Source organism: Enterobacter sp. TMH.L2 (genome assembly GCF_050847315.1).
In the GTDB taxonomy this organism is placed as follows: domain Bacteria; phylum Pseudomonadota; class Gammaproteobacteria; order Enterobacterales; family Enterobacteriaceae; genus Cedecea.
Genome location: NZ_CP193791.1, coordinates 457,742 through 482,778 on the forward strand (window position 1 = coordinate 457,742; position 25,037 = coordinate 482,778).

Sequence of the window (25,037 nt, forward strand, 5' to 3'; positions counted from 1 at the left end):
AATAAAATCCCAATTAAGAAATCTGAATTCAGACTCTTAATAATGTACAACACTTACACAGCGGCTAAAGACTGCTTATCATGCCTGGCTACCGGGATGATAGAGACAACAATATACAAGGACGTGATTTATGTCGGCATTGCAATTTCCCTGCAAGATATTTGAAACCCAGAAAAAAATGAATGACAAAAACGCCAAAGATATGAAGTCCGGCGATCTGTCCGAAATCGATCTGAAGGCAAAATTCCACCTGACAGATATTTCTGCAAGTGTAAATCCTTACACGTTGACGGAGATCCCTTCATATGAGCATCCGATGGTGCAGTTCTTTCGCCCTAAGAAGGAGGTAAAAAAACTGACAAAATGGGAGTGCGCTCGCATCCTCTTTGATGAGTTCCGGTATTTATCACGTCCTTTTTCGTGGGATGGTCCTTACACATCTTTGATCGAACTAATGATCACGCACATGCAAAAGTGTGGCGGGAAGCCTTTCAGTCATCCATTACTGAATAGTGCGCTGGAGGAGCAAATATTGAGCGATCGCTCGGAGGAAAACAGTACGCGGCTCCGTCTGAAGAAAGTTTTTGATATCCAAATTGATTGGGAGCGTAGATGTTATCCTGCAAAATATAAAAATGAGCTAACAGAAACAATTATGAACGGAATACTACCAAAATTCGATCGTCTTCTGGATCGGGTGAATGGTATGGGAATTACCGTGCATGATACCTGGGCAACGCATATCACAATTAAGTCCCTAACGATTGATAACGAACAATATCATGCTGAAGTTCACTATAAAGTTCAGGATCATTTTGGATTGGATGATGATGATATTTTAAAAATAAAATTTAAAAGTATTCGATTATTTCGTATATGGTTTGTCCTGCAACGTTACAGAGAGTTTGCCTTCAAACCCTTTATTACAAATATGGAAGCCACTATTCATATTATTAGGCGGCGAAATGCAGTTAAAAAATAAAATGATGGTGGGTTTGTTCTGTCTGGCTGGATGTATAGTGGCGGTATACTGCTTATGGCTGTTCTTTCGATCTGTTGAAATCGTCGCTGTTCATCAGAGAAATAACTACAGCAGTATTTTGGTCAAAAGCTTTCCGTTCACGGACAAAGGTAAGATTTATTGGTGGTTAAAAAATAAGGATGCACTTAAAGCAAAGTATGATATTCCAAAGCCTGCATCTTATGGGGGTTTTACTATCACTATTTGGCTATTTAAAGATGGCTATAAAGAAGAGGGTAAGTATGACAGGCTCTGTTTTGATGATATGAATACCAAAATAAACTGCATTGATAAAAACTCTGTTTTTACTATAAGGAATAGTAAAAACAGAGGAATTACATTTACTGTGGATGATGCTATTTATCGAGAGGAAGAGAACGGTAAGATTGTCAGGCTTGAATATTAGAATATAATGTCTGCAGTTTTGAATAAACAGAAAATGTTTTAGCTTTTAGTCAGTTTTTTGGAGTGATTAAATTGAAAGGTAACATAATAAGGGGACTAAAATTTCTAGCTGGCGGTCTATTGGCTGGATACTGCTTATGGTTAGCATTTCGACCGGTAGAAATTGTTGCAGTTCATAAGAGAAATAGTTACAGCGATGTATTAGTAAAAAATTTTCCTTTTACAAAAAAAGGGAAAGTACACTGGTGGTTGAAAAACAAAGCCATGCTCAAAGAAAAATATGGTGCTCCAGGGCCAGACAAGGATGGTTTTTATGTAATTACATTTTGGTATTTTGGGGACGGTTATGTAGAAACGGATGGTTACGATCGGCTATGTTTTGACGATCTGGAGCCACCGTTAAATTGCATCGATAAAGATAAAGCTTTTACGGTGTGGCAGGATAGATATAAAAATACAGTAGTTATTTTTCGTGATGGTCAATATCGATTAAGCGAAAAAGGGGAGCTGATAAAATATCAGTGAACGCCCGTTCCCCTGAAGACAACTCCAGCAGCATAAAGCCCCGGCCTTCCGGCCAGGGCTTTATGCTGCTACTTCGTATAGAACTTATAAGTCGCCGTATAAGGCACTTTCAGCGTCGCGCCAAAGGTCGCCGGGTCGCAAACCGTGGGGCCGGTTACGCCGCCGTGGGTGTCCACACGCTGGATGCTGCTCACGTTGGCGAACAGGCCCGGCTGTGCGTCTGAAGTGCCGGTCAGCAGCAGCCACGGAATCGAGCCTTTATCTTTTGACGGGTGAGTGGCGCTTAGCGCGCCGGCCACCATTTTGCCGTCCTGCATGCCTGGCCCGCAGTTCGGACTAGTGTGCACGTGGAAGCCGTGAATGCCCGGCGGCAGGCCTTTCAGGGTACCGGCTCCGATCTAGCCGTGGCGCTGGGGAACGACGTAAATCAACATCTCTGATATGAATAAAATCGCAATTAAGAAATCTGAATTCAGACTCTTAATAATGTACAACACTTACACAGCGGCTAAAGACTGCTTATCATGCCTGGCTACCGGGATGGAAGAGACAACAATATATAAGGACGTGATAAATGTCGGCCTTACAATTTCCCTGCAAGATATTTGAAACCCAGAAAAAGATGGATGACAAAAACGCCAAAGATATGAAATCCGGCGATCTGTCTGAGATTGAACTGAGGGCGAAGTTTCATTTGGTGGACGTTTCCACAAGGGTAGATCCTTACACAATGACGAAAATAAGCCCATTCAGCCAGCCGCAGTCGATGTTCCACGGCTCCCGGGGAGAAGGTGAAAAACTGACCCGGTGGGAATGTGCTGAGATCCTTTTTGATGAGCTCCGGCACTTGTCCATACTGTTTGCGCTGCACCGCCCGTACAACCTGCTGATCGATCTGATGATCACACATATGCAAAAAGGTAATGGCAAACAGTTTAGTCATCAATTACTGAATAGCGCATTGAAGGCACATATTGTTAATGACAAAACCAAAAATAGTACTCTTCGTTTATTAAAAGATGCTCTGGATGCGGAGATCGACTGGGAAAATAAAAGCCTATCTTCTAACGGTAAAAGTGAGCTAAATAAAGCTATTCTAGATGGTAAACTTCCTAAGTTTGATCGTTATAAAGATAATTTTAATGGCCTGGGAATTACCGTGCATGATACCTGGGCAACGCATATCACAATCAAGTCTCTATATATTGATAAAGAGAGATATCACGCTAAAGTTCACTATGAGGTTCAAGATCATTTCGGGCTGGATGATGATGATATTTCTAAGGTCAAGTTTAAGTATTTTCGATTTCTTGGTATTTGGTTTATTCTTCAGCGCTACAGCCTGTTTGCGTTCAAGCCTTTTATGACAAATATGGACGCCACAGTTGATATATACGGAGGGCGTAATGAGAGTAAAAAATAAAAACACTCTCTCTACTATATATATATCCATATTTTTGCTAGCAAGTTATCTTATTTGGCTGTCAACTCGTCCGGTGGAAATTATCGCTGTTCATAAGGACGGTAACCATGCCTCTGTTTTGGTTAAATCATTTCCATTTACAGATCTGGGCAAGATCAACTGGTGGCTTAAAAATAAAAAAATGCTTAAATTTAAATATGATATTCCCAACCCTGGTCCAAACGGCTCATTTACAGTTGTTTTCTGGGATTTTGGTGAAGGCTATAAAGAAGAAGGGAAGTATGACAGAAGGTGCTTTAAGGATAAGAAAACAAAGAAAAACTGCATTGATAAAGACTCACTCATGTTTGTTAAGGATAGTAATAATACAGGGGTTTCATTTTGGTTGGAAAGTGGTATTTATAGTATAAAAAATGATGAAATGGTGCGGGAGGATTATTAATCTGGAAATGAATCTCTTCATATTATAATTGTTATATTGAGTATTATTCTGTTGTCTATCAATCGTATTAATGTTTTTCAAATGAGTGACATGCTTCTAAACCCCTTGTAACCAATATGGAGGCCGCAGAGGGAATTAATGAAGTGCATGATAAAAAAATTCATGGATGTGGTTTTTAACTGGATGAGTATTATTTTTCGGCAGGATTTGACCATCCTTATGCCCTGTCGATTTTGGTGTTAATGACGGTGAGTATTGCAGAACTAAAAATGCCGAGAGGATAAAAACTAAATATCAATAAGCACCCGTTCCCCTGAAGACAACTCCATCAGCACAAAGCCCCGGCCTTCCGGCCAGGACTTCACAGGCTGCTACTTCGTATAAAACTTATAAGTCGCCGTATAAGGTACTTTCAGCGTTGCGCCAAAGGTTGCCGGGTCGCAAACCGTGGGGCCGGTTACGCCGCCGTGAGTGTCTACGCGCTGGATGCTGCTCACGTTGGCGAACAGGCCTGGCTGCGCTTCGGAAGTGCCGGTCAGCAGCAGCCACGGAATCGAGCCTTTATCTTTCGACGGGCGAGTGGCGCTGAGTGTACCGGCCACCACGCTGCCGTCCGCGGCCTGCCAGTGTGGGCCGTCGAAGTGTTTGCCGACGAGGTGCTTCAGGCCTTTGTCGCTGAACAGGTCGGCTTCCGGGGCCTGGAATACCCAGCTCCCGGTTTTGGCTTCGGCGTCCGCCGCCGCGCAGCGGTAGATCTGCACGCCTCTGGCATAAAGCTCGGTTTGCAGGTGCTCACCTTTGGGCGCGTCGATGGAGGTATCGGCCGCGTTCGCCAGGGCCGGAAGCCCGCCCATCATCAGCGTGAAACACGCCGCCGTTAAAACACGCTTGCTCATGACGTCACTCCACAAACCATACGTGCGCCGCCACCGCCGAGCATTGCCGGATGGTCAGAGTGGTTGTCGCCGCCGGCGTGGATCATCAGCGAGTGGCCTTTTAAGTCTGACATGCGCAGGCGAGGAGCCAGCACCGGATAGGTCGCGGTACCGTCGCTGTCGACGTACAGCGCAGGCAGATCGCCGAGGTGGCCGTTGCCCCACGGGCCTTCATGTTTGCCGGTGTGGGCCGGATCAAGGTGGCCGCCCGCCGCCAGGCCAGCCACCATTTTGCCGTCCTGCATGGCGGGGCCGCAGTTCGGATTAGTGTGAACGTGGAAGCCGTGAATGCCCGGCGGCAGGCCTTTCAGGTTCGGCGTAAAGACCACGCCGTACTGGGTGGCGTGGTATTCAATGGTGCCCGCCGGGGTGGAAGTGCCGCTGGCGTCGACGGTGTTCATGGCGACAGTGGCGGCCTGTGCCAGCCCGGTGCAGGCAAGGGCGGTAATACTCAGCGCCAGATTTAATGTTTTTAACTTATTCATCGTTTAACCCCGTACTTTTATTAGAAGGTGCAAAAAACAGATGTCGCAAAATTTTGTGCTGCGGGCTTATGCGCGGCAGTCAGCTGGTTATAACAAACTGTTTTGCGAGTTGTTTGATTGCTCTGATAGGTAAAATTGTGGGTTGAAATTCAGCGTGAAGATTTTTAAAAACAATATTTTCATAAAGTTATCCTGTGATCTTGAGCGATTAAAGGGAGAGGCCTGAATGAAAATAGAAACGGATAAGGCAGTAAAAAGAGAGAGTGAAAAAGACCTGCTAACGATCGTTAAAAATTATCTCGCTGCTGTGCCTGAAATAAAGTGTAGATGAATACGCTGAGTGGGTTGAACGCGGTCGCTGAAAATCTCGAGATTTTTAAAAAGCCTTTAATTTTCATCCGGCTTGATAAATAAGATATATCCGAATAGCAAAAGGGCCGCTTAGCGGCCCTTAAACTGAATAAAACGATTTAAGCCAGCGGCCGGGAGCCAATCATTCGGGCGCTCTTGATCCACGCCATAGATCCCATCACCGCAATTGCCGTCAGCAGGATGTATTCCAGCGACATGGCATATACGCCCTGAATGGCGTAAATCACCACGCTAATCACGTCGATAACCACCCAAAGCAGCCAGTTTTCGACGTATTTACGCGTCATCAGCACCATCGCGGCAATCGACAGGATCAGCATCGCGGAATCCCACAGCGGGAAGGCATCTGGCTGCAGCTGCGGCATCTCAACCGCCACGCCGACACTCTGCATAATGCCCACCGCAATATGGGTCAGCACGGCGAAGACCGGGTCGATGAAGAAAGTCATCAGCGCGATGGCGACCAGGCAAACTGCCGCCAGCGTGAACGCCTTGCTGCGCGGCAGCCAGCGGATTTTCAGCGCGGCCTCGTTGGCCTCGTTCTGGCGGCTCCACGCGTACCAGCCGTAAATGTTGGCGGCGAAGAAGAACACCTGCAGCAGCAGGCTGGCGTAAAGCTGGATCTGGAAGAAGATCGCCGCAAACAGCGTGACGTTAATCAGGCCGAACAGGTAGTTGATGATCTTCTCTTTGCTGGCGAACCAGATGCAGAGCAGGCCGAAGACGGTGCCGATGGCCTCGATCCACGACAGCGCGTAGCCGCCCTCGCCGAGCGGAATGGTGACCATCACATTCTTAATGCTGAAGAAATCCATGATTACTGCTCCTGGCTGTCAAGATAGAGCGCTTCGAGGGCGAGTAAAATCTCGCGGGATTCACCCTGCAGGCAGGAGTGTTCCTGCTGCTGGTAGTTGTTAATGCCTTCTTCCAGATTGCCGCTGTGCTCAACCACCACGTTAAGCACGGAGGCGATGCGCAAACCGCGCAATGCGCCAACTACCATCAACGGTGCCGTTTCCATATCCGCAGCCAGAATGCCCTTGCCGGACCAGAACTGGTTAATCTCGTCTTCGCGTTCGGTGTAGAAGCTGTCGTGGCTGCGCACATAGCCGCAGTGGCTGGCGTAGCCCAGGCGTTTGGCCTGCTGAGTCAGGTGGTGCACCAGGCCGATGTCCGCGCAGGCCGGGTAGCCTTTGTCGATGTACATCTGGCTGGTGCCTTCGTCCCGCACGGCGGCGGTGGCGATCACCAGGTCGCCGAGGCGGATGTGGTTTTGCATCGCCCCGCAGCTGCCGATACGGATGAGGTTGGTGACGCCGATCTGGCGCAGCTCTTCCACGGCGATGGCGGTAGAAGGCCCGCCCATGCCGGTGGACATCACCAGCACTTCCACGCCGCGGAACCAGCCGCGCAGGGCGCGATATTCCCGGTTGCTGCCGAAGTCTTCCACGTTGTCCAGAAACTGCGCGACGTGTTCCACGCGTTTCGGATCGCCCGGCAGGAGCGCATAACGGGCGTGCGTCATCTCCCGGCTGAGCCGGATATGGGGCTGGAGTTGGGTCATGATAGTTACCTGGCGTTAAATGAGCCATTTGGCATGGCTCAGGATTGGCTGCTGTTATTTAATGTTCGGCGTGCTGGCGCAGGCGCTGAGGGTCGAGAACCTGAATCTGCTCGCCGTGAATCGCAATGATATTGTCTTCCCGCAGTTCGGATAAAATGCGGTTAATGCTGCGCGGAGCCACCGCAAACTGCTCGCTTAATTGCTGCTTATTAAGCGGAATACTGCCCTGTATTTGCTGGTATTTCTGCCACAGCACCAGGCAAAGACGCTGATGTAACGAATAAAGAATGTCTTCCCCGGCCTTTTTGGAGAGCTGATAATATTGATCGCTCACGGCCTGTAATATTTTTTGATTAAAGTAATTGTCTAACCCCAGCCAGCGAATAAACTCTTCCCGCGTCAGCACTAAAAGTGCCGCGTCGCTAACCGCTTCTACCGAGCAGATGTATTGCCGCCGCTCGAATATTTCCAGCTCCCCCAGAATGTCGCCTTTTTTATAGCGCGCCTGGGAATATTTTCGCCCGTCGTCGGCGGTGGTGAAAACGTCGATTTCCCCTTTAACAATCAGGTGGAATTCATCGCAAATTTCCCCCTGGCGAAAAATCAGCGAGCCGCGTGGGTAATGTTTTAGCTGCCAGCTGCGCAGAATATCCAGCGGGCAATACTTCAGCAGCTCATACAGCACCGGGTCGCCGGTCACGCGTTCAATGACGTTCAGCCAGTCGCCGGGTCTGTTCTCGTTTTTCATGCTGTTCACTATAAAATTTCCCGTCAAATAAGGACAGGACGCCCGTCCCGCGTTGCCCACAGATTAGCGTGAAAACTGCCAGCGGGATCTTAAATCCGCATCGTGGCCGGGACATTTGTCCCGCCAGGGCGCAGGTGGGGTGGGCGATTTGTTTGTTTTTCGTACATACTGTTTTTGACGTTCACCCAATCTATTAACTGTTTATGATTTTAATCAAGGAGTTAACATGTCTGGTTGGTTCGAATTAAGCAAAAGCAGCGACGGGCAGTTTAAGTTCGTGCTCAAGGCGGGCAATGGCGAAGTGGTCCTCACCAGCGAGCTGTATAAAACCCGCGCCTCGGCGGACAACGGTATCGCCTCCGTGCGCACCAACAGCCCGCTGGAGGATCGCTACGACAAGAAGGTTGCCAGCAACGGGAAGTTCTACTTCAACCTCAAGGCCGGCAATCATCAGGTGATTGGTACCAGCCAGATGTACGCCACGGAGCAATCCCGGGATAAAGGCATTGCCTCGGTGAAAAATAACGGTGGAACCGAAACGGTGAAAGACAAGACTTAACCGGAACCAGGGCGGCGGGGCAATCCGCGAGCATTCACCTGGGTGATGTTTTCGCGTGATGCTGCCCCGGCCGCCTTTTCCCGGTCGCAGCCTCAATGGCTTGTTGTTTATCGCCGGGAGCCTGGCCGTAAAAATGAAAGTTGAATCCTCCCCTGCGGCTCATCGCCCTTTAGAACTTCACCTGTCCACAGCGAGTCAAACGCCCGGCACGGATCTCTCGCTGCTTGTCTCGCACATCAAAGGCAAAACCGGCATCGTGCCTGAGCACCTTATCCCGCTTCAAAAAGTCGCCTCGGAACACAATTGCATCATTGGCGTTCGCCCGGTGGACAAGCTGGCAACGGCGCTGATTGAGGCCGGGTATCCGACCAAAGGATTTCACATCAAGGGGAAAAGCGCCTCGTGGGGGCCGCAGGCGGGGTTTATCTGCGTGGAGCAGCGGTTCAGCAAGCTGGAGAACGCCTCGCCCGAGCGAATCGCGAAGTTTAACCTGCAAACGCAGGCCTGCATTGTTGACGGGCATGCTGCCGCCGTGCCGCTGGAAGTTTCCCAGAGCCGCCTGCACGACCTGTTTGAGCAGGGGCTTATCGACAAGCTGTCACCTGAGAGCGCCGGCGGCGTGAGCCATCTCAGGGCCAGCGGGCCAGGCGGGGAGCCTTATGCGTTTGAGGCCCGGCGCCTGCCGGGCAGCGGAGAAGCGCGGTATCAAATTTCCCATCACGGTGCACCCCTGCAGGTGCTTGCCCCACACGCTGAAGCCCGGCCCTTCACCGCGGATTATGATCTGCTGGTCATCGCCCCGCACGTCAGCGAGTTAGGGCCTGAGGATAATTTGCAGGTGCCGGATGTGTCGCATCAGGTATTTCGCCAGCGGCTGGAAAATTACCGCACGCTGCCTGAGCACCAGGCGCTGCGCGGGGACTATGACAGCCCGGCGAGTTTCTACCGCAAGAGCGACGAGGAAACAGGCAACACGAGCGAGCGCGCCCGCAGGATGATTGGCGTGCTAAACCTGGCGCTGGTGGGGGACGGGGAAAAAGTGGTGCATCACGCAACGGACAGCGCCAACCCGGTTACCGATCCTGAGAGCAACTACCCGGCCACGTTCGCGCTGCCCCATAAAATCGGGCGCTTTGCGCCTTTGTGCATTATTGAAAACAAAGACGATCTTGCGGAGCTGGTGCTTCAGGCCAAGAACGCGGGCTACCACGTGCCGCTGAATCCGCTGTGGGAAAAGGAGGTTCTTGGCGTGCGCAGCGACAGGTTTACTGCCGCAAAGTTAACGCTGGAGGCGGCGCAGTTCACAAGGCCGATTCGGCAGCGCTAAAGTCGCGTTTCGATATATCGCAGGGAGAAATCCCAAAAGCGCATTCATTGTTCAAAAAATAATCGCCGGCGGGTCGATACTGAAACCAGAAGCATATGACTTACCCAAAAGTTAACTCACAGAGGGATATGCTGATGAACAGAGATCTACAGGCAGTAAAGAATTTTGATTTTCTGGCGCGGAGCTTCGCGCATATGCAGGCTTCGGGGCAGCAGGTGAATCTCCAGGCCGTGACAGGCAACATGAGCCGTGAGCAGAAAACGTGGTTCTGCGAACGCTTCAACCAGTATTGCGAAGAAGAATTCCGGGCCGCCGAGCTCGAACATTGAAATAACGGGCCATGCGGCCCGTTAAAGTTGCAGACGAAGAAGGAAAAAGCGTGGTTTTTCCTTCTTTGTGGCTAGCAGCCGAAAATCAATGGATTGATTTTCCAGTTTATTTTCAGGTGACAGATTGCAGAACTTTATCCGCATGAGCTTTGTCATCAGTCTCGACGGGCCAGATGGCCCGTTATCTGTTTTAGCCCTTCAAAACGCCTGTTTCATCCAGACTCTCGTCAATTACCTGTTATCCGGCTGGGCGCGAACGTTGTTCAGCCCGCTGGTGTTGATCCGGTATGGCTGCCCGTTGCTGGATTTAATCAGCTTCTTGGTTCTGAGCTTTTTGAACACGGCCAGCGTGCAGTCGCTAAGCAGTAACCCTTCGCGGGAGTAACATTCAACGGCGGTGACGCGGCCTGACGAGTCGCGAGTGTGAACGATGCGTCCCCCTTTCGCTAAAACGTGAAGGGTACGCTGTTCCTGACGGGATAAATTCATGCTGAAAAACCTTTTCATCATCATGTGCAAAACGTGCCAACACAACGCGTGTGTTCGCATAAGAGTTAAGCGCAGTGATAATCAGTCCGGCCTGTGACAGGCGGGGCACTGATTATCAGATGATGACATTCTCCAGCATCAAGCCTCTGAGTAAGTTCGGTAGAAATAACGGGCGGATAATAACACAGAAAAACTAAAGGGAAATAATTAAGGGATCCAGTTGTCCCACGCTGGCTGCGGCGAAAGCTCCCCTACGAGGAAATCAATAAACGACCTGACCTTAGGATTGCTGTATTTGCTCGGGAAATAGAGGGCGTACAGCGCATGGGTTTCGTAAGTGATGATGCCGTCCAGCAGCAGCGGGGTTAGTTCATCCTTTTGAATATGGTCGCCAATCAGATAGGTGGGCAGGTAGGCGACGCCCTGATTTTCCAGTACGGATTTAAGCAGTACCAGGCTGCTGTTGGCCTGGATTGGCGTACGCATTTTTAGCAGGTGCTGCCGTTCGTGCTCGTCGGTAGTTTTAATCTGCGGTGTCAGCCCTGGGTAAACCAGGCAGTCGTGCGTGACCAGATCCGTGCGTTTGCCCGGCATCCCTTTCTTGCTGAGGTAGTCTGCGGTGGCACAGTAAGCCCAGCGAACTGGAGCCAGTTTGCGCATGGCGTAATTTTGCGGCGGAGAGGTGGATATTCGCAGGGCGATATCGAAGTCGGATTCATTAAGATTAATAAAGTTATCGTTGAGGTCAATATAAAGATTCACATCGGGGAAGTTCGCCCGGTATTTATCAACAAGGTTGACCAGCCTGGCGTAGCCAAACGCAATAGAACAGGTGATGCGCAATTCACCCTGCGGATTGTTGTAATAGCTTGATGTGGTATTTAGCGTATCGTCGAATTCTTTAATTAACTTATTAGCGCGGTTAAACAGATATTGCCCCGCATCGGTTAGCGTGATGCTGCGGGTCGTTCTTTTGATAAGCGTTGTGCCCAGTAAATCCTCCAGCGCCGCCAGGCTCTTGCTCACCGCCGAAGGCGACACGCTGAGCTGTGCCGCCGCTTCAGACAGCCCGCCGCAATCGATAATTTTGACGAATACCTCGAGATGCTTGAGTGAAATTGGCGCGCTCATTTTTTCCTTTTATTCACAAGTGATTTGAGGAAACGGTATTAATTCCCCATACCAATCCAATTTCAAAAGTGTAACTATTGCGCTGTAGTAAATAAAGAAGTTGGAAAATGAATTTTATACATTATTAGTGATTTTCATCACAAAAGCCCGGGGATTTAATTACAGCAGTTGGTAATTGTGATTTTCGTCCCAGTTATTATTACTTTTATTGAGAAGGTATCCTTTATGTGGACACGCCTCGAACCCTACAAATCATCTTTTGTTCTTTTATTTGCTCTCATTGTCGGCGGCTTGCTGGGTATTTATGCCCCAACTTACGCCATTAAATTACAACCTGTCGGGCAAATATTCCTCAACCTGTTGTTTATGATTATTGTGCCGCTGGTTGGCGTCAGCGTGATGTCATCTATTGCCGGCATGACCGACCTTAAACGGTTAGGCCGCATCATGGTGGTTATTTTTATTGTTTCCATCGCCATGGCGCTTATTCCCGCCGCAGGCATTGTGCTGCTGGCGCTTTGGTACAACCCGGCACAGGGCGTGACCATCGATCTTTCCCATTCGGTGAAAGGCGGCTCGGGGGAGATGGATTTTGTCAGCATGGTGACCACCAGCGACTTTGTCGGGTTGTTCTCCAAGTCGAACATCCTGGCGCTGATCGTGATTGCGATTATCGCCGGTGTAGCGATTGGTCAGTCGGCGGATGCGGGTAAACGCATCGCCGCTCTGCTGCAGGACGCCAACACCGTTATTATGAAAATTGTCTCTATTATCATGAAGGTGGCCCCTGTCGGCCTGGGCTGCTACTTCGCTGCAACCATGGCGAGCCAGGATGCTTCTCTGCTGATGACCTTCGCTCGCGCCATCGGGTTATTTATGGCGGCAACGCTTATCTATTACGTGCTTGGCTCCATTTTCTATTCGTGGATTGGCGGCGGGCTTCCGGCAGTAAAAGCGTTCTGGAAACACGCGATTGAACCTTCCGCGACCGCGCTGGGTACCTGTTCTTCGCTCGGTACTCTGCCGGTTACGCTGCGTGCGGGCAAGGCAATGGGCATCAACCCTGAAATTGTCGATGTCTCGATTCCGCTGCTGGTGAACCTCAATAAAGGCGGCGTGGCGATGATTGCCGCGTTGAAAATCGTCTTTATCTATTCGGTTCTTGGCCTGCCATTTACCAGCGAAACCTTCTTCCTCGCGATGCTGATTGCTGTGCTGTCGGCCATTATCGTTGGCGGCGTGCCGGGCGGCGCGTTCCTCGGGGAGATCTTTATTGTCACGACGCTGGGGCTGCCGATGGAAGCCATCCCGCTGCTGGTGGTGCTTGGCACCATTACCGATGCACCGGCCACGCTTATCAACGTGATCCACGATCTTAATGCGGCACAAATCGTTGAACGCTTCGCCGGAAAGAAGCGTGGTGAACCGGAAACCAGCGCTCCGCTGGCCGCAAACAGCCTCGCTGGCTAAGCCCTCTGAATGGAATGAATCAGGAAATAACGGGAGAATTTTATGAAACAGAAAAGTCATCTTGAAACTCAGCTGATCGTCGCCGGGCGTGAAAAACGCTACACCCAGGGGGCGGTAAATGCGGTCATCCAGCGCGCGTCCTCGCTGGTATTTGACAGCGTAAAAGCCAAAAAATTTGCCACTGCCAACCGGGCAAACGGCGAACTGTTCTATGGCCGCAGAGGCACGCTGACGCATTTTTCCTTCCAGAAGGCGATGACGGAGTTAGAAGGCGGTGCCGGGTGCTCGCTTTATCCGTGCGGCGCGGCGGCGGTCACCAATGCGATTCTGGCTTTTGTCAGCGGCGGAGATCATATCCTGATGACCGGCGCGGCCTATGAGCCAACGCAGGATTTCTGCAACAAGATCCTGAGCAAATTCAACGTCTCAACAACGTATTACGATCCGCTGATTGGCGCCGGGATCGCTGAGCTCATCCAGCCGAATACCCGCGTTGTTTTCCTTGAGTCTCCGAGCTCAATTACCATGGAGGTTCAGGACGTGCCCGGCATGATTAAGTCTATTCGCGCCGTTAACCCGGAAATTGTTGTCATGCTGGACAACACCTGGGCCGCCGGGGTGCTATTCCGTGCGCTGGATTATGGTGTAGATATCTCGATTCAGGCCGGGACCAAATACACCATCGGCCATTCGGACGGCATGTTGGGGACGGCGGTTGCCAACGCACGCTGCTGGGATCGCCTGCGTGAAAACTCGTACCTGATGGGCCAGACGCTTGATGCCGATACGGCGTATATGGCTGCCCGTGGCCTGCGCACGCTGGGAGTCAGGCTGAAGCAGCATGAGGAAAGCAGCCTCGCGATTGCCCGCTGGCTGTCGGCTCATCCGCTGGTGGAGCGGGTTAACCATCCTGCTCTGGCTGAATGTCCGGGACATGCGTTCTTCGAACGCGACTTTTCCGGCAGCTCCGGCCTGTTCTCCTTTGTGCTAAAACAGCGCCTGACGGACGAGCAGCTTGCGGGTTACCTGGATAATTTTACGCTGTTCCATATGGCGTATTCCTGGGGCGGGTTTGAGTCACTGATCCTGGCCAACCAGCCGGAAGAGCTGAACGACATTCGTCCGGCAGGTAAGGTGGACTTCAGCGGCACGCTGGTGCGAGTCCATATTGGCCTGGAAAACGTTGAAGAACTGATTGCTGACCTGGAAGCCGGTTTTACCCGCATCGCCTGATTCCCTCTTTTGCCGCCCGCAAGGGCGGCTTTCTCGCCCGAGTTATTCTGCTATTCCCTTTGTCGCGGAATAAAATATTCGTGATTGTGTTCACGCACATGGAATAAAATATTCCATACTATGCACAACAGAACACACATAACGGATGTCCCGATGAAAATTAACTTAACCAAACTGGTCACCGAAGGCCGCAATCCGGCCAGCTCGGAAATCGACACTCTGCCCACCTTAGAGATGCTTAAAGTTATTAATAACGAAGACAAGCGGGTGCCGCTGGCGGTGGAAGCCACGCTGCCGCAGGTCGCTCAGGTTGTCGATAAAGTGGTGGCGGCTTTCGCCCAGGGCGGCAGGCTGATTTACAGCGGCGCAGGAACGTCCGGCCGTCTGGGGATCCTGGATGCAAGTGAGTGCCCGCCAACCTTTGGCACGCCGCGTGAGCAGGTCGTCGGGCTGATTGCCGGTGGGCATCCGGCCATTTTGCAGGCGGTAGAAAACGCCGAAGACAACCGTGAAATGGGTGAGCAGGATCTGCGTAACCTGAACTTCAGCGCGCGTGACGTGCTGGTAGGGATTGCCGCCAGCGGGCGCACGCCTTACGTACTGGGCGCTATGGCCTATGCAAAAAGCGTGGGGGCCACCGTTGCCGCGATCTCCTGTAATCCGGGCAGCGAAATGAGCCTGGCGGCGGATATCGCCATTGAACCGGTCGTCGGCCCGGAAATCGTCACCGGCTCTTCACGTATGAAGGCCGGGACGGCGCAAAAGCTGATCCTGAATATGATCACTACCGGGTCGATGATTCGCAGCGGCAAAGTCTACGGCAACCTGATGGTGGATGTGGAAGCCACCAACGCCAAGCTGATCCAGCGCCAGGTCAATATTGTGGTGGCGGCGACCGAATGCAGCCCGGAGCAGGCCGAAGCGGCGCTTAGCGCCTGCCGCCGCCACTGCAAAACGGCGATCTTCATGCTGCTGAGCGGCCTGTCAGCCGAAGAGGCAAGCGATCTGCTGGCGAAAAAACAAGGCTTTATACGTGAAGCATTACGGGGGTTAAACAGGTAGCTATGGCGAAAATCACCGGCTCGATGATGGCAGACATCCTGCGCCTGACGGGCGGCAGCGGCAATATCCTTGTCTGCGGCAACTGCATGACGCGTCTCAGGCTAACGCTCAAAAACAGAGATCTCGTTCAGCACGACGACCTGAAGAAAATCCCCGGCGTGATGGGCGTGGTCAACGGCGACGACCAGCTGCAAATTATTCTCGGCCCCGGCAAAGCGCAAACCGCCAGCGAGCTGATGAATGGCCTGTTAAAGCAGGGGGGCTTAAGCGAGCCGGAGCGTGGCGAAAGCGCGGACCTGGCCGCGCTCGCCAGCCAGAACAAACAGCAGATGAAGGCGAAGCAGAACAGCGCGGTGCATAACTTCCTCACTAAGTTTGCCACCATCTTCACGCCGCTGATCCCGGGCTTTATCGCCGCCGGGCTGCTGCTGGGTATTGCCACGCTGCTGCAGCAAACGCTGATCGTTGAAGGCACAGCGCCTGCGGCCTGGCTGACCCAGCTTATTGCCTATATGAAGGTGTTCAGCATCGGGCTGTTTACCTTCCTGAGCATTCTGATTGGCTTCAACACCCAGAAAGCTTTCGGCGGCACCGGCGTGAACGGGGCGATCATCGCCTCGCTGTTTATTCTGCGCTACGTGCCGGAAGGCAAGGTGGGCTACTACGCCGGGATGGATACCTTCTTCGGGCTGGCTATAGACCCGCGCGGCAACATTATTGGCGTGCTGCTGGCCTGTATGCTCGGGGCGTGGATCGAACGCCAGGTTCGACGGATGATCCCGGACAACCTGGATATGATCCTCACCTCGACGATCACCTTATTGATCACCGGGGCGATCACTTTTGTGGCGATCATGCCCATCGGCGGCGAGCTGTTCAAAGGCATGTCCTGGCTGTTTATGCACCTGAACGGCAACCCGTTCGGCACGGCGATTCTGGCCGGGCTGTTCCTGATTGCCGTGGTGTTTGGTATTCACCAGGGATTTGTCCCGGTCTACTTCGCGCTGATGGATGCCCAGGGCTTTAACTCGCTGTTCCCGATTCTGGCGATGGCCGGTGCGGGGCAGGTGGGCGCGGCGCTGGCTCTGTTTGCCCGCTCGCCGAAAGGCTCGGTCCTGCGTACGCAAATCAAAGGGGCGATTATTCCCGGCCTGCTGGGCATTGGTGAGCCGCTGATTTACGGCGTGACGCTGCCGCGCCTGAAGCCGTTTATTACCGCCTGTATCGGCGGCGGCATCGGCGGGTTCTTTATCGGGCTGGTGGCCTGGCTGGGGCTGCCCGTCGGACTGAATACGGTGTTTGGGCCGTCAGGTTTGGTGTCGATTCCGCTGATGACTTCCCATCAGGGGATCTTCGCCGGGATGGCGGTTTACGTTGCCGGGATTGTTATCGCCTATGTGGCCGGGTTTATCATGACCTGGTGTTTTGGCAGTAAGAACGTTGATTTGACTTAAGTTAATATGACTCTTGCCCGCCCGCCTTCTGCGGGCGGCGTTATTCCCGCTCAGCAGCTAACCTTGCCCACTTTTTTTCTAAGGACGGAAAGGCATTAGCGATAATTTTTTATTCTTTTATGGAATCGTTGCCGTTGGAAATACTGCTCTCTCCCCCGAGACAGGAGCAGAATCATGGCAGCAAAACGACACTCACTCTGGCTGGTTGCACTGGCCCTAATTGCGGCTCAGGCCCACGCGGTGGACGTTACCGTGGCGTACCAAACCTCCGCCGAACCCGCCAAAGTTGCGCAAGCCGACGACGCTTTTGCCAAAGACAGCGGGGCGAAAGTGGAATGGCGTAAGTTCGACAGCGGCGCGAGCGTGGTGCGTGCGCTCGCCTCGGGCGATGTGCAAATCGGCAATATCGGCTCCAGCCCGCTGGCCGTTGCCGCCAGCCAAAACGTACCGATTGAAGTCTTCCTCCTGGCCTCCCAGCTCGGTAACTCTGAAGCGCTGGTGGTCAAAAAAGGCATCAAAACGCCGCAGGACCTGATCGGCAAACGCATCGCCGTGCCGTTTATTTCGACTACCCATTACAGCCTGCTGGCTTCCCTCAAGCATTGGGGCATCAAGCCGGATCAGGTTCAAATTCTAAATCTTCAGCCTCCGGCAATTATTGCCGCGTGGCAGCGCGGGGATATCGATGCCGCTTACGTCTGGGCTCCGGCGGTGAACGAGCTGGAAAAAGACGGCAACGTGCTGACGGACTCGGCGCAGGTGGGCAAATGGGGCTCCCCGACGCTCGACGTCTGGGTCGTACGTAAAGACTTTGCTGAAAAACATCCTGATGTGGTCACCGCTTTTGCCCGCAGCGCCGTTGCGGCTCAGAAAGGCTACCTCGACAATCCTGACGGCTGGCTTCAGCAGCCGGACAACCTGAGCAAGCTTTCGCGCCTGAGCGGCGTACCGGAAAACGACGTCCCGGGGCTGGTGAAGGGCAATACCTACCTGACGGCGAAGCAGCAGGTTGAGCAGCTCAGCGGCCCGGTGAATAAAGCCATCGTGGACACCGCGCACTTCCTGAAAGAGCAGGGCAAAGTGCCGGCGGTCGCCACCGATTATAGCCAGTTTGTGACCGACCGCTTCGTGAAGCCGCTGGCGCAGTAAACAGGAGACACGGCGATGCTACAGGTTTCGCATCTCAGCGCGGAGTACGGCGGTAAGCCGGTACTCGACGACATTAATCTGACGGTGGACGAGGGCGAGCTGCTGGTGGTGCTCGGCCCTTCCGGCTGCGGTAAGACCACGCTGCTTAACCTGATCGCCGGTTTCGTTCCCTATCATTCCGGCAGCATTACGCTTCAGGGCAAAACGGTTGCAGGCCCCGGCGCCGAGCGCGGGGTTGTTTTTCAGAACGAAGGGCTGCTGCCCTGGCGATCGGTACTGCATAACGTGGCCTTCGGGCTGCAGCTTGCCGGGCAGGCTAAGCTCGAGCGGGAAGAGATTGCGCTCGACATGCTGCGCAAGGTTGGGCTGGAAGATAAGGCGAAAAACGCCATCTGGCAGCTTTCGGGCGGGCAGCGGCAGCGGGTGGGCATTGCCCGGGCGCTGGCGACGAAGCCCCAGCTTTTGTTGCTGGACGAGCCTTTTGGCGCGCTGGATGCCTTTACCCGCGAGCAGATGCAAACTCTAATGCTGAAGCTGTGGCACGAAAGCCGTCGGCAGGTGTTGCTGATCACCCACGACATTGAAGAGGCGGTCTTTCTGGCGACGGAGCTGGTCTTGCTCTCGCCAGGCCCTGGCCGCGTGCTGGAGCGGCTTCAGCTTGATTTTGGCCGTCGCTTTGCCGCCGGAGAGCCGTGCCGAAGCATCAAATCCGATCCAGAATTTATCGCCAAACGTGAATACGTGCTGAGCCGCGTGTTCGATCAGCGGGAGGGCTTCTTATGAGCATAGTGATTCAGGACAAACCCGTGCGCCGCAGGCTAGCCTGGCGCTGGCCGTTTTCGCGTCAGCTTACTCTAAGCGCAACCACGCTGGTGGCGTTGGTGCTGCTGTGGTGGTGGGTGGCGGCGCAGCATTGGATAAGCCCGCTGTTTCTGCCGCCACCGGGGCAGGTGCTGGCGAAGCTTATCACCATCGCCGGGCCGCAGGGCTTTATGGACGCCACGCTTTGGCAGCATCTGGCCGCGAGCCTGGGGCGCATTCTTACCGCGCTTGCCGCTGCGGTGTTGATAGGCATCCCGGTGGGCATTGCAATGGGGCTGAGTCCCACCGTGCGCGGCATTCTTGATCCGCTGATCGAGCTTTACCGCCCGGTGCCGCCGCTGGCCTATTTACCGCTGATGGTGATTTGGTTTGGCATCGGCGAGACATCCAAAATCCTGCTGATTTATCTCGCGATTTTTGCGCCGGTGGCCATGTCCACCATGGCGGGCGTGCGCAGCGCGAAGCAGGTACGCATTCGTGCGGCTCAGGCGCTCGGGGCATCTCGCTGGCAGGTTATCTGGCATGTGATTTTGCCGGGCGCGCTGCCGGAAATTCTGACCGGATTTCGCATTGGGCTGGGCGTGGGCTGGTCCACGCTGGTGGCCGCAGAGCTTATCGCCGCCACGCGCGGGCTGGGCTTTATGGTGCAGTCCGCCGGTGAGTTTCTGGCGACCGACGTGGTGCTGGCCGGGATCGGCGTCATTGCCGTCATCGCATTCTGTTTAGAACTGGGGCTACGGGCGCTACAGCGCCGCCTGACCCCGTGGCATGGAGAAGGGCAATGAGTGAAAAAGTGAACATTAAGCCGTTGGGGCCGTATATCGGGGCGCAGGTTGACGGCGTGGATTTAACGCGCGGCCTGAGCGACAACCAGTTCGAGCAGATTTACCACGCGCTGATCCGCCATCAGGTGCTGTTCTTCCGCGAGCAGGAAATTACGCCCGAGCAGCAGCGCGCGCTGGCTCTGCGTTTCGGCGATCTGCATATTCACCCGGTTTACCCGCATGCCGAAGGCGTGGAAGAAATTATCGTGCTGGATACCCACAACGATAATCCGCCGGATAACGACAACTGGCACACCGACGTGACCTTTATTGAAACGCCGCCTGCCGGAGCGATTCTGGCGGCGAAGCAGCTGCCGGAAACCGGCGGCGATACGCTGTGGACCAGCGGGATTGCCGCTTATGAGGGGCTGTCCGAGCCGTTTAAAAAGCTGTTGTCCGGGCTCGAGGCCGAGCACGATTTCCGTAAATCGTTCCAGGAGTATAAGTACGCCCACAGCGAAGTCGAACACCAGCGCTGGCGCGAAGCCGTGGCGAAGAACCCGCCGCTGCGCCATCCTGTGATTCGCACGCATCCGGTCAGCGGGAAACAGGCGCTGTTCGTCAACGAAGGCTTTACCACGCGCATTGTTAACCTGACAGAAAAAGAGAGCGAGACGCTGCTGGGCTTCCTGTTTGCCCACATCACCAAACCAGAGTTCCAGGTACGCTGGCGCTGGCAGCAAAACGATATTGCCATCTGGGACAACCGTGTGACGCAGCATTACGCCAACGCCGATTATCTCCCGGCTCGCCGTATCATGCACCGCGCGACAATCCTCGGGGATAAGCCTTTCTGGCGCGGCTGAGCATCCGAAGGTGTGATTGATATTTGCTCTTTTGGTGGTTATTATAACCACCAAATTTCACTTCATGGATGAAGGAATGACAAGCGCAGAGCTGATAAGGATGTTGAAAAAGTTGGGATGGCTACACGTGCGTACCAGAGGCAGCCACCACATTTTTGAAAAAGAAGGTGAGGCAAACCCTGTCGTGGTACCCCACCCAACCAAGGATTTGGCCCCGGGAACGTTGCATAAAATTCTTAAGCAACTGGGTGAGAAATGAATAAGTGGCGTGCCAACGAGTAGCGCTTTCAGGAGAGAGGAACGTATGAAATATCCTGTGTATTTGCACCAGGCCGAAAGTGGAAGCTGGTCAGGGTTTGTGCCGGATATTGAAGGCTGCTATTTCGCCGGAGACACCATCGATGAGGCTATCGATGACGCCCATGGCGCGATTAATGCTCATCTGGAATATCAAAGCGAGAAAGGCAGAGCGGTGCCTGTTGCTCTGACGATTAACGATCATAAAAATGATGAGAGTTGCCAGGGGGGCGTTTGGGGATTTGTTGATATCGATATTACCCGGTACGAAGGTAAATCGGTAAAATTGAATATTACGTTGCCACAATCCTTGCTGGCGAGAATCGATAGCTATGTCAGTGGTAATAGGGAGTACGCCAGCCGAAGTGGTTTTTTAGCAGAGCTGGCTCGCCGTGAATTAACTAAACGCCTGTAGCTTCTCATCACGAATAAGGCCCGCCAGGTGCGGGCCTTGTTGTTTTTACAACTTAAGCCCGCACCTTCACCGTAACCAGCACCGCTGTCAGCAGCATCAGGCTGCCGGACAAGATAAGCGGGGCCAGCAGGCCGAGGTTATCCAGCGCGAGGCCGCCTATTGCCGCCCCGCAGGTGTTGGCCAGTTGAATCACGGCCACCTGAATTGACCCGGCTTTTTCCGCCTGATCCGCCAGCGAGCGGGTGATCCACGTTGACCAGCCGACCGGCACGAGGGCAAAGGCCAGCCCCCAGACAATAGCAATCACCGATGCCACGGCTTTGTTCGTCCCCCACAGCACCAGTACCGCCGCGCTGATAGCGAGAATTAATGGCGCGCAGGCCAGGGCCAGCTTGAGCGATCGTTTCAGGATCGGGGCGGAAAGAGAGGTGCCGACGAAGCTGGCAATACCGAAGCTCAGCAGCACCAGCGTCAGGCCGTCCACGTCAAAGCCCGCCAGGGTCATATAAACCGGGCGAATATAGGTAAAGAACGAGAACTGCCCGGCGAACGCCATGAAAATTGCCAGCATACCCGCCAGCACGCCCGGGCGTTTGAGCAGGCCAAACATGTTTTGCTTCTGGTGCGCCGCTTCCCCTGGCAGAGAAGGCAACGCTTTCCAGACCCAAATAATACAGGCGACGCCCATCAGGGCGGCGGCGTTAAAGACATTGCGCCAGCCGATGATCCCCCCGAGGAAGCTGCCCAGCGGGGCGGCAATCACTAGCGCAATCGAGACGGCTCCGAAGATAACGGACAGCGCCTTAGGCACCGTGCGCGCGGGCACAAGGCGCATGGTCAGCGAGGCCGACATTGCCCAGAACCCGCCCAATGCCAGCCCAAGACAGGCGCGACCAAGCAGCAGCAGAGAGAAGTTGCCCGCGAACGAAACCAGTAGGCAGGAGGCGGTGAGCAGCACGGCAAAAAGCAGCACCACACGGCGGCGATCGGTCGATCCTATCAGGTTGGTGACAAACAGGCTGGCAAACATCGCCACAAAGGCGGTGACCGTGACCGACTGCCCGGCAAGGCCTTCGGAGATATTCAGTTCCTGCGCCATCGGCGTCAGCAGGCTAACCGGCAAAAACTCAACGGTAATCAGGCAGGCCACGCAAAACGCGATGGCAAAGACTGCCGACCAGTTGGGGCGTGTTACTGAGGTTGCCGGAATGGTATGGGGGGCGGTTTCATTCATCCTGAAGTCCTGGGTCAAAGTTTGGGGCAAGCCTTCCAGTGTATCACCGCTTGCGCAACGTCTTTAACCTTTTGGCAACTTCACTCAGTATTGCGCGGCAGGCGTTCAAGATCCCTTTATCTGAATCAAACAAAAAATAAACAAATTTAACAAAAAACGAACAATTTTCCGGGGCTAAGAGAATAATATAACCCCCTAAATTAACGAGGCTTTTATCTCTCCAGAATCATTTTCCCGAAAGGTTTGCCTGGTCATTTCTTAGGCGTTATTAAGACCGAGCTTATGCAACATAAAGAATTGGTATCTATTACTTAAATAAAATTTAGCTTAATTTAGTCATACTTCGTAGCCCATCACGAATATATAAAAATTTCATCTTGAATTATTAAAGATAACTTTATACGGCACATTAAATAATGTGCTGGGGAAACGTTTGTCTTTAATTCTAATGAAACCACTGAGCATTCTAAGGAATTCCCACAGGATGTGGGGAATGCGTTATGCGGTCATTTAAGACCGATGATGATTCAAACGGAGTCATGAAGGATGCCTGACTCCGATGTGCGTTTTATATATGAAGGAATACCCATGAAATTAAGCAAAATCGCCTCTTCTCTGATCGCAACCGTTGCTCTGGTCAGCAGCGCCGCTAACGCAGCAGATCCTGTTACCGTTAATGGCGGGACCGTGCACTTCCAGGGCGAGCTGGTTAACGCCGCTTGTGCGGTAAGCACTCAGTCCGACGGCCAGATCGTTAAACTGGGCCAGTACCGTACCGCCGCTTTCACCAAAGTGGGCGATACCTCTTCCCAGATCCCATTCAACATCGTTCTGACCGATTGCGATAGCACCGTGGCGGCCACCGCTTCTGTGGCATTCACCGGCCAGACTGATGCGACCGACCCAACGCTGCTGGCGGTAAACTCCAGCGGGAACGCAACCACCGCGAAAGGCGTGGGTATCGAGATCCTGGATCGTACCTCTAAGACCCTGTCTCCGAACGGTTCTACCTTCTCTACCGCTCAGACTCTGAACGACGGTGAGAACACCATTCCGTTCACCGCTCGCTATAAAGCAACCGCTGCCACCGCGACTGCCGGTGCTGCGAACGCGGACGCAACTTTCGTTATGAAATACGAATAATCAGCCACGGCTGAGAGCACAGGGATGATTCAGCCTCACGGATGAGGCTTGTCCGACGCGAGTCCAGAGAGGACGATGATGATAAGGAAAATCCTGCTCCTGGCGATGCTGGCTGCGGTGAATCCCGTTCAGGCAAAGCGCATTGTGGTTATCCACGGTGGGGAAGTGCATATGCAGGGTGAGCTGGTTAACGGCGCCTGCGCCGTCGCACCTGAAAGTCAGGAAATGACGGTGCAAATGGGCCAGTACCCGAGCAACGTATTTAAAGATGTTGGCAGCTACGCGCCGCCCAGCATCCCTTTTACCCTTCGGCTGACGGACTGTCGCCCGGAGGTTTATGACCATGTGGGCATCGCGTTTCAGGGATCTACTCCTGCGGAAGATCCTCTGGTCTTTCTGGCCACGTCCAGCGTAAGTGGCAATGACGCCAGCAGCGGCATTGGCCTCGCATTATTCGACCAACAGCAGCAGCTGATTATTCCCAATAGCGAACCGGCGTCTTATTCGGAAATAACTACGCAGGAAATGAGTTTTCATTTTACTGCCCGTTATCGCGCGGTTTCTAAGCATATGTCGCCCGGAAATATTCGCTCTGACGTCTGGTTCACGCTGGTTTATCCCTGAACCTCTGCTTTTCCATTCTGGCTATTTTGATGGTACCTGTCGTGATGAACAAATTATATAAAGCCGCTTCGGCACTGATGCTCTCTTTAATGATGATGACTTTTAATGCGCAGGCTGCGGGCGGTATTGCCCTGGGCGCTACGCGCGTTATTTATCCGGCCGACGCGAAACAAACTTCGCTGGCCATCACCAACAGCGATCCGAAAGAGCGCTTCCTGGTGAACTCATGGATCGAGAACGATCTCGGCCAGAAAGAGAAAAGTTTTGTGGTTACGCCGCCGCTGTTTGTCAGTGAGCCAAAAAGCGAAAACACGCTGCGTATTATCTATGCCGGGCCGGCGTTACCGACGGATCGCGAGTCTATTTTCTGGATGAACGTGAAGGCCATTCCTTCCGTGGATAAAAACAGCGTTGAGGGAAAAAACGTCCTTCAACTGGCGGTGCTTTCCCGCATCAAACTGTTTGTACGCCCTAAAAATCTGCAGATGCAGCCGGAAGATGCGCTGAAAGAGATTCGCTTCGCGCGCAACGGTCAGTACCTGAAGATCAGTAACCCGTCGCCTTACTACGTTTCACTGGTCAACCTGAAAATGGGGAGTGAAAAACTGCCTAACACCATGGTGGCACCGAAAAATAGCGTGCAGGTTGCCGTACCGTCCGGCGTTCAGGGGGCGGTGAGCTTCCAGACTGTGAACGACTACGGCGCGGTGACTAAAGCACAAGCGGGTGTCATGCAGTAACGCCAGGCG

Annotated in this window: 30 protein-coding genes; 21 read left to right on the forward strand and 9 right to left on the reverse strand. The window is 53.2% G+C overall.

The genetic code is table 11. The features are described from left to right. Positions 1-130: 130 nt before the first annotated feature. The 3 genes from ACREYP_RS02275 (at position 131) to ACREYP_RS02285 (ending at position 1,951) form a co-directional block, all read left to right on the forward strand. Positions 131-982 (forward strand): YPO3983 family protein, encoded by an 852-nt coding sequence (locus ACREYP_RS02275; RefSeq protein ID WP_336818853.1) that lies wholly within the window; start codon positions 131-133, stop codon positions 980-982. Then, positions 966-1,427, forward strand: a complete 462-nt coding sequence (locus tag ACREYP_RS02280; protein ID WP_336818854.1) for a DUF943 family protein — start codon at positions 966-968, stop codon at positions 1,425-1,427. The genes ACREYP_RS02275 and ACREYP_RS02280 overlap by 17 nt, the downstream gene beginning before the upstream one ends. Before the next feature lie 65 nt (positions 1,428-1,492). Further along, positions 1,493-1,951 carry a DUF943 family protein gene (locus ACREYP_RS02285; RefSeq protein WP_442892470.1) on the forward strand — a complete coding sequence of 153 codons (459 nt, stop codon included), beginning with the start codon at positions 1,493-1,495 and terminating at the stop codon, positions 1,949-1,951. Positions 1,952-2,019: 68 nt separating this feature from the next. Here the strand turns inward: ACREYP_RS02285 and ACREYP_RS02290 are convergent, their stop codons facing one another. Continuing rightward, the gene (locus tag ACREYP_RS02290) at positions 2,020-2,298 is read right to left on the reverse strand and encodes a DUF3455 domain-containing protein (RefSeq protein WP_442892467.1); all 279 of its coding nucleotides are present in this window, start codon (positions 2,296-2,298) and stop codon (positions 2,020-2,022) included. A gap of 227 nt (positions 2,299-2,525) precedes the next feature. On the opposite strand from ACREYP_RS02290, the gene ACREYP_RS02295 reads away from it, so the two are divergent. Both ACREYP_RS02295 and ACREYP_RS02300 read left to right on the forward strand, forming a co-directional pair. Further along, positions 2,526-3,374: a DUF3289 family protein gene (locus tag ACREYP_RS02295; RefSeq protein ID WP_498881082.1), complete on the forward strand. Its 849-nt coding sequence runs from the start codon at positions 2,526-2,528 to the stop codon at positions 3,372-3,374. Continuing rightward, positions 3,358-3,816, forward strand: a complete 459-nt coding sequence (locus ACREYP_RS02300) for a DUF943 family protein (RefSeq protein ID WP_336818857.1) — start codon at positions 3,358-3,360, stop codon at positions 3,814-3,816. The genes ACREYP_RS02295 and ACREYP_RS02300 overlap by 17 nt, the downstream gene beginning before the upstream one ends. 371 nt (positions 3,817-4,187) lie before the next feature. On the opposite strand, the gene ACREYP_RS02305 is transcribed toward ACREYP_RS02300, so the two are convergent. The 5 genes from ACREYP_RS02305 to ACREYP_RS02325 all read right to left on the reverse strand — a co-directional run bounded on the left by ACREYP_RS02305 (position 4,188) and on the right by ACREYP_RS02325 (position 7,929). Beyond that, positions 4,188-4,712 (reverse strand): DUF3455 domain-containing protein, encoded by a 525-nt coding sequence (locus tag ACREYP_RS02305; RefSeq protein WP_336818858.1) that lies wholly within the window; start codon positions 4,710-4,712, stop codon positions 4,188-4,190. After that, entirely contained in the window at positions 4,709-5,236 is a 528-nt protein-coding gene (sodC, locus tag ACREYP_RS02310; protein ID WP_336818859.1) for a superoxide dismutase [Cu-Zn] SodC, read from the reverse strand. The genes ACREYP_RS02305 and sodC overlap by 4 nt, the downstream gene beginning before the upstream one ends. Positions 5,237-5,706: 470 nt before the next feature. Further along, the gene (gene pnuC / locus ACREYP_RS02315) at positions 5,707-6,423 is read right to left on the reverse strand and encodes a nicotinamide riboside transporter PnuC (protein ID WP_336818860.1); all 717 of its coding nucleotides are present in this window, start codon (positions 6,421-6,423) and stop codon (positions 5,707-5,709) included. A gap of 2 nt (positions 6,424-6,425) precedes the next feature. Next, positions 6,426-7,172 carry a nucleoside phosphorylase gene (locus ACREYP_RS02320; RefSeq protein ID WP_039287910.1) on the reverse strand — a complete coding sequence of 249 codons (747 nt, stop codon included), beginning with the start codon at positions 7,170-7,172 and terminating at the stop codon, positions 6,426-6,428. Between the two features lie 58 nt (positions 7,173-7,230). Continuing rightward, on the reverse strand, positions 7,231-7,929 hold the full coding sequence (locus tag ACREYP_RS02325) for a Crp/Fnr family transcriptional regulator (RefSeq protein ID WP_008460851.1): 699 nt from the start codon (positions 7,927-7,929) through the stop codon (positions 7,231-7,233). A 217-nt stretch (positions 7,930-8,146) separates the two neighbouring features. On the opposite strand from ACREYP_RS02325, the gene ACREYP_RS02330 reads away from it, so the two are divergent. The 3 genes from ACREYP_RS02330 (at position 8,147) to ACREYP_RS02340 (ending at position 10,135) form a co-directional block, all read left to right on the forward strand. Beyond that, complete coding sequence (locus ACREYP_RS02330; protein WP_336818861.1) at positions 8,147-8,479, forward strand: YegP family protein; 333 nt, start codon at positions 8,147-8,149, stop codon at positions 8,477-8,479. A gap of 133 nt (positions 8,480-8,612) precedes the next feature. Beyond that, positions 8,613-9,806: an anthrax toxin-like adenylyl cyclase domain-containing protein gene (locus ACREYP_RS02335; RefSeq protein ID WP_336818863.1), complete on the forward strand. Its 1,194-nt coding sequence runs from the start codon at positions 8,613-8,615 to the stop codon at positions 9,804-9,806. 128 nt (positions 9,807-9,934) lie between these two features. Beyond that, positions 9,935-10,135 (forward strand): glycogen synthesis protein GlgS, encoded by a 201-nt coding sequence (locus tag ACREYP_RS02340; RefSeq protein WP_071530516.1) that lies wholly within the window; start codon positions 9,935-9,937, stop codon positions 10,133-10,135. A gap of 231 nt (positions 10,136-10,366) precedes the next feature. Here the strand turns inward: ACREYP_RS02340 and ACREYP_RS02345 are convergent, their stop codons facing one another. Together ACREYP_RS02345 and ACREYP_RS02350 are read right to left on the reverse strand one after the other, a co-directional pair. Beyond that, positions 10,367-10,624: a YjhX family toxin gene (locus ACREYP_RS02345; RefSeq protein WP_008460858.1), complete on the reverse strand. Its 258-nt coding sequence runs from the start codon at positions 10,622-10,624 to the stop codon at positions 10,367-10,369. 207 nt (positions 10,625-10,831) lie between these two features. Then, positions 10,832-11,755, reverse strand: coding sequence for a LysR family transcriptional regulator (locus ACREYP_RS02350; RefSeq protein ID WP_008460859.1), 924 nt, complete (start codon positions 11,753-11,755; stop codon positions 10,832-10,834). A gap of 225 nt (positions 11,756-11,980) precedes the next feature. Between ACREYP_RS02350 and ACREYP_RS02355 the strand changes: the two genes are divergently transcribed. The 10 genes from ACREYP_RS02355 (at position 11,981) to ACREYP_RS02400 (ending at position 21,287) form a co-directional block, all read left to right on the forward strand. Then, a complete protein-coding gene (locus ACREYP_RS02355; RefSeq protein ID WP_008460862.1) occupies positions 11,981-13,225 on the forward strand; it encodes a dicarboxylate/amino acid:cation symporter in 1,245 nt (414 codons plus the stop codon). Between the two features lie 42 nt (positions 13,226-13,267). Then, positions 13,268-14,458, forward strand: a complete 1,191-nt coding sequence (gene metC / locus ACREYP_RS02360; RefSeq protein ID WP_336818864.1) for a cystathionine beta-lyase — start codon at positions 13,268-13,270, stop codon at positions 14,456-14,458. Positions 14,459-14,611: 153 nt separating this feature from the next. Continuing rightward, complete coding sequence (murQ, locus tag ACREYP_RS02365) at positions 14,612-15,520, forward strand: N-acetylmuramic acid 6-phosphate etherase (protein WP_336818865.1); 909 nt, start codon at positions 14,612-14,614, stop codon at positions 15,518-15,520. 2 nt (positions 15,521-15,522) lie between these two features. After that, positions 15,523-16,974 carry a PTS N-acetylmuramic acid transporter subunit IIBC gene (gene murP / locus ACREYP_RS02370; protein WP_008460868.1) on the forward strand — a complete coding sequence of 484 codons (1,452 nt, stop codon included), beginning with the start codon at positions 15,523-15,525 and terminating at the stop codon, positions 16,972-16,974. A gap of 174 nt (positions 16,975-17,148) precedes the next feature. Continuing rightward, positions 17,149-18,123, forward strand: coding sequence for a taurine ABC transporter substrate-binding protein (tauA, locus tag ACREYP_RS02375; RefSeq protein ID WP_336708648.1), 975 nt, complete (start codon positions 17,149-17,151; stop codon positions 18,121-18,123). A 15-nt stretch (positions 18,124-18,138) separates the two neighbouring features. Further along, positions 18,139-18,906: a taurine ABC transporter ATP-binding subunit gene (gene tauB / locus ACREYP_RS02380; RefSeq protein WP_336818866.1), complete on the forward strand. Its 768-nt coding sequence runs from the start codon at positions 18,139-18,141 to the stop codon at positions 18,904-18,906. Then, positions 18,903-19,730, forward strand: a complete 828-nt coding sequence (gene tauC / locus ACREYP_RS02385) for a taurine ABC transporter permease TauC (protein WP_336818867.1) — start codon at positions 18,903-18,905, stop codon at positions 19,728-19,730. Before tauB ends, tauC begins: the two co-directional genes overlap by 4 nt. Next, the gene (gene tauD, locus ACREYP_RS02390) at positions 19,727-20,575 is read left to right on the forward strand and encodes a taurine dioxygenase (protein WP_336818868.1); all 849 of its coding nucleotides are present in this window, start codon (positions 19,727-19,729) and stop codon (positions 20,573-20,575) included. The genes tauC and tauD overlap by 4 nt, the downstream gene beginning before the upstream one ends. A 100-nt stretch (positions 20,576-20,675) precedes the next feature. After that, positions 20,676-20,834 carry a type II toxin-antitoxin system HicA family toxin gene (locus tag ACREYP_RS02395; RefSeq protein WP_498881386.1) on the forward strand — a complete coding sequence of 53 codons (159 nt, stop codon included), beginning with the start codon at positions 20,676-20,678 and terminating at the stop codon, positions 20,832-20,834. 45 nt (positions 20,835-20,879) lie between these two features. After that, complete coding sequence (locus ACREYP_RS02400) at positions 20,880-21,287, forward strand: type II toxin-antitoxin system HicB family antitoxin (RefSeq protein WP_008460879.1); 408 nt, start codon at positions 20,880-20,882, stop codon at positions 21,285-21,287. Positions 21,288-21,339: 52 nt separating this feature from the next. On the opposite strand, the gene nepI is transcribed toward ACREYP_RS02400, so the two are convergent. Next, on the reverse strand, positions 21,340-22,521 hold the full coding sequence (nepI, locus tag ACREYP_RS02405) for a purine ribonucleoside efflux pump NepI (RefSeq protein WP_336818869.1): 1,182 nt from the start codon (positions 22,519-22,521) through the stop codon (positions 21,340-21,342). A gap of 588 nt (positions 22,522-23,109) precedes the next feature. Here nepI and fimA point away from each other — a divergent pair. The 3 genes from fimA (at position 23,110) to fimC (ending at position 25,028) form a co-directional block, all read left to right on the forward strand. Beyond that, a complete protein-coding gene (fimA, locus tag ACREYP_RS02410; protein ID WP_008460883.1) occupies positions 23,110-23,664 on the forward strand; it encodes a type 1 fimbrial major subunit FimA in 555 nt (184 codons plus the stop codon). Between the two features lie 78 nt (positions 23,665-23,742). Continuing rightward, the gene (fimI, locus tag ACREYP_RS02415) at positions 23,743-24,288 is read left to right on the forward strand and encodes a type 1 fimbrial protein subunit FimI (protein ID WP_008460884.1); all 546 of its coding nucleotides are present in this window, start codon (positions 23,743-23,745) and stop codon (positions 24,286-24,288) included. 44 nt (positions 24,289-24,332) lie between these two features. Then, entirely contained in the window at positions 24,333-25,028 is a 696-nt protein-coding gene (fimC, locus tag ACREYP_RS02420; protein ID WP_008460886.1) for a type 1 fimbria chaperone FimC, read from the forward strand. The last annotated feature ends 9 nt before the right edge of the window (positions 25,029-25,037 follow it).

Coding starts and splice junctions, on each gene's coding strand:
- ACREYP_RS02400 (WP_008460879.1), top strand. CDS start 20,880: ATGAAATATCCTGTGTATTTGCACCAGGCCGAAAGTGGAAGCTGGTCA.
- ACREYP_RS02295 (WP_498881082.1), top strand. CDS start 2,526: ATGTCGGCCTTACAATTTCCCTGCAAGATATTTGAAACCCAGAAAAAG.
- ACREYP_RS02340 (WP_071530516.1), top strand. CDS start 9,935: ATGCTGATGAACAGAGATCTACAGGCAGTAAAGAATTTTGATTTTCTG.
- ACREYP_RS02345 (WP_008460858.1), bottom strand. CDS start 10,624: ATGAATTTATCCCGTCAGGAACAGCGTACCCTTCACGTTTTAGCGAAA.
- tauA (WP_336708648.1), top strand. CDS start 17,149: ATGGCAGCAAAACGACACTCACTCTGGCTGGTTGCACTGGCCCTAATT.
- ACREYP_RS02305 (WP_336818858.1), bottom strand. CDS start 4,712: ATGAGCAAGCGTGTTTTAACGGCGGCGTGTTTCACGCTGATGATGGGC.
- fimA (WP_008460883.1), top strand. CDS start 23,110: ATGAAATTAAGCAAAATCGCCTCTTCTCTGATCGCAACCGTTGCTCTG.
- ACREYP_RS02350 (WP_008460859.1), bottom strand. CDS start 11,755: ATGAGCGCGCCAATTTCACTCAAGCATCTCGAGGTATTCGTCAAAATT.
- nepI (WP_336818869.1), bottom strand. CDS start 22,521: ATGAATGAAACCGCCCCCCATACCATTCCGGCAACCTCAGTAACACGC.
- fimC (WP_008460886.1), top strand. CDS start 24,333: ATGAACAAATTATATAAAGCCGCTTCGGCACTGATGCTCTCTTTAATG.
- ACREYP_RS02300 (WP_336818857.1), top strand. CDS start 3,358: ATGAGAGTAAAAAATAAAAACACTCTCTCTACTATATATATATCCATA.
- ACREYP_RS02355 (WP_008460862.1), top strand. CDS start 11,981: ATGTGGACACGCCTCGAACCCTACAAATCATCTTTTGTTCTTTTATTT.
- ACREYP_RS02275 (WP_336818853.1), top strand. CDS start 131: ATGTCGGCATTGCAATTTCCCTGCAAGATATTTGAAACCCAGAAAAAA.
- tauC (WP_336818867.1), top strand. CDS start 18,903: ATGAGCATAGTGATTCAGGACAAACCCGTGCGCCGCAGGCTAGCCTGG.
- tauD (WP_336818868.1), top strand. CDS start 19,727: ATGAGTGAAAAAGTGAACATTAAGCCGTTGGGGCCGTATATCGGGGCG.
- ACREYP_RS02395 (WP_498881386.1), top strand. CDS start 20,676: ATGTTGAAAAAGTTGGGATGGCTACACGTGCGTACCAGAGGCAGCCAC.
- ACREYP_RS02280 (WP_336818854.1), top strand. CDS start 966: ATGCAGTTAAAAAATAAAATGATGGTGGGTTTGTTCTGTCTGGCTGGA.
- tauB (WP_336818866.1), top strand. CDS start 18,139: ATGCTACAGGTTTCGCATCTCAGCGCGGAGTACGGCGGTAAGCCGGTA.
- sodC (WP_336818859.1), bottom strand. CDS start 5,236: ATGAATAAGTTAAAAACATTAAATCTGGCGCTGAGTATTACCGCCCTT.
- pnuC (WP_336818860.1), bottom strand. CDS start 6,423: ATGGATTTCTTCAGCATTAAGAATGTGATGGTCACCATTCCGCTCGGC.
- murQ (WP_336818865.1), top strand. CDS start 14,612: ATGAAAATTAACTTAACCAAACTGGTCACCGAAGGCCGCAATCCGGCC.
- ACREYP_RS02330 (WP_336818861.1), top strand. CDS start 8,147: ATGTCTGGTTGGTTCGAATTAAGCAAAAGCAGCGACGGGCAGTTTAAG.
- murP (WP_008460868.1), top strand. CDS start 15,523: ATGGCGAAAATCACCGGCTCGATGATGGCAGACATCCTGCGCCTGACG.
- ACREYP_RS02320 (WP_039287910.1), bottom strand. CDS start 7,172: ATGACCCAACTCCAGCCCCATATCCGGCTCAGCCGGGAGATGACGCAC.
- ACREYP_RS02335 (WP_336818863.1), top strand. CDS start 8,613: ATGAAAGTTGAATCCTCCCCTGCGGCTCATCGCCCTTTAGAACTTCAC.
- metC (WP_336818864.1), top strand. CDS start 13,268: ATGAAACAGAAAAGTCATCTTGAAACTCAGCTGATCGTCGCCGGGCGT.
- fimI (WP_008460884.1), top strand. CDS start 23,743: ATGATAAGGAAAATCCTGCTCCTGGCGATGCTGGCTGCGGTGAATCCC.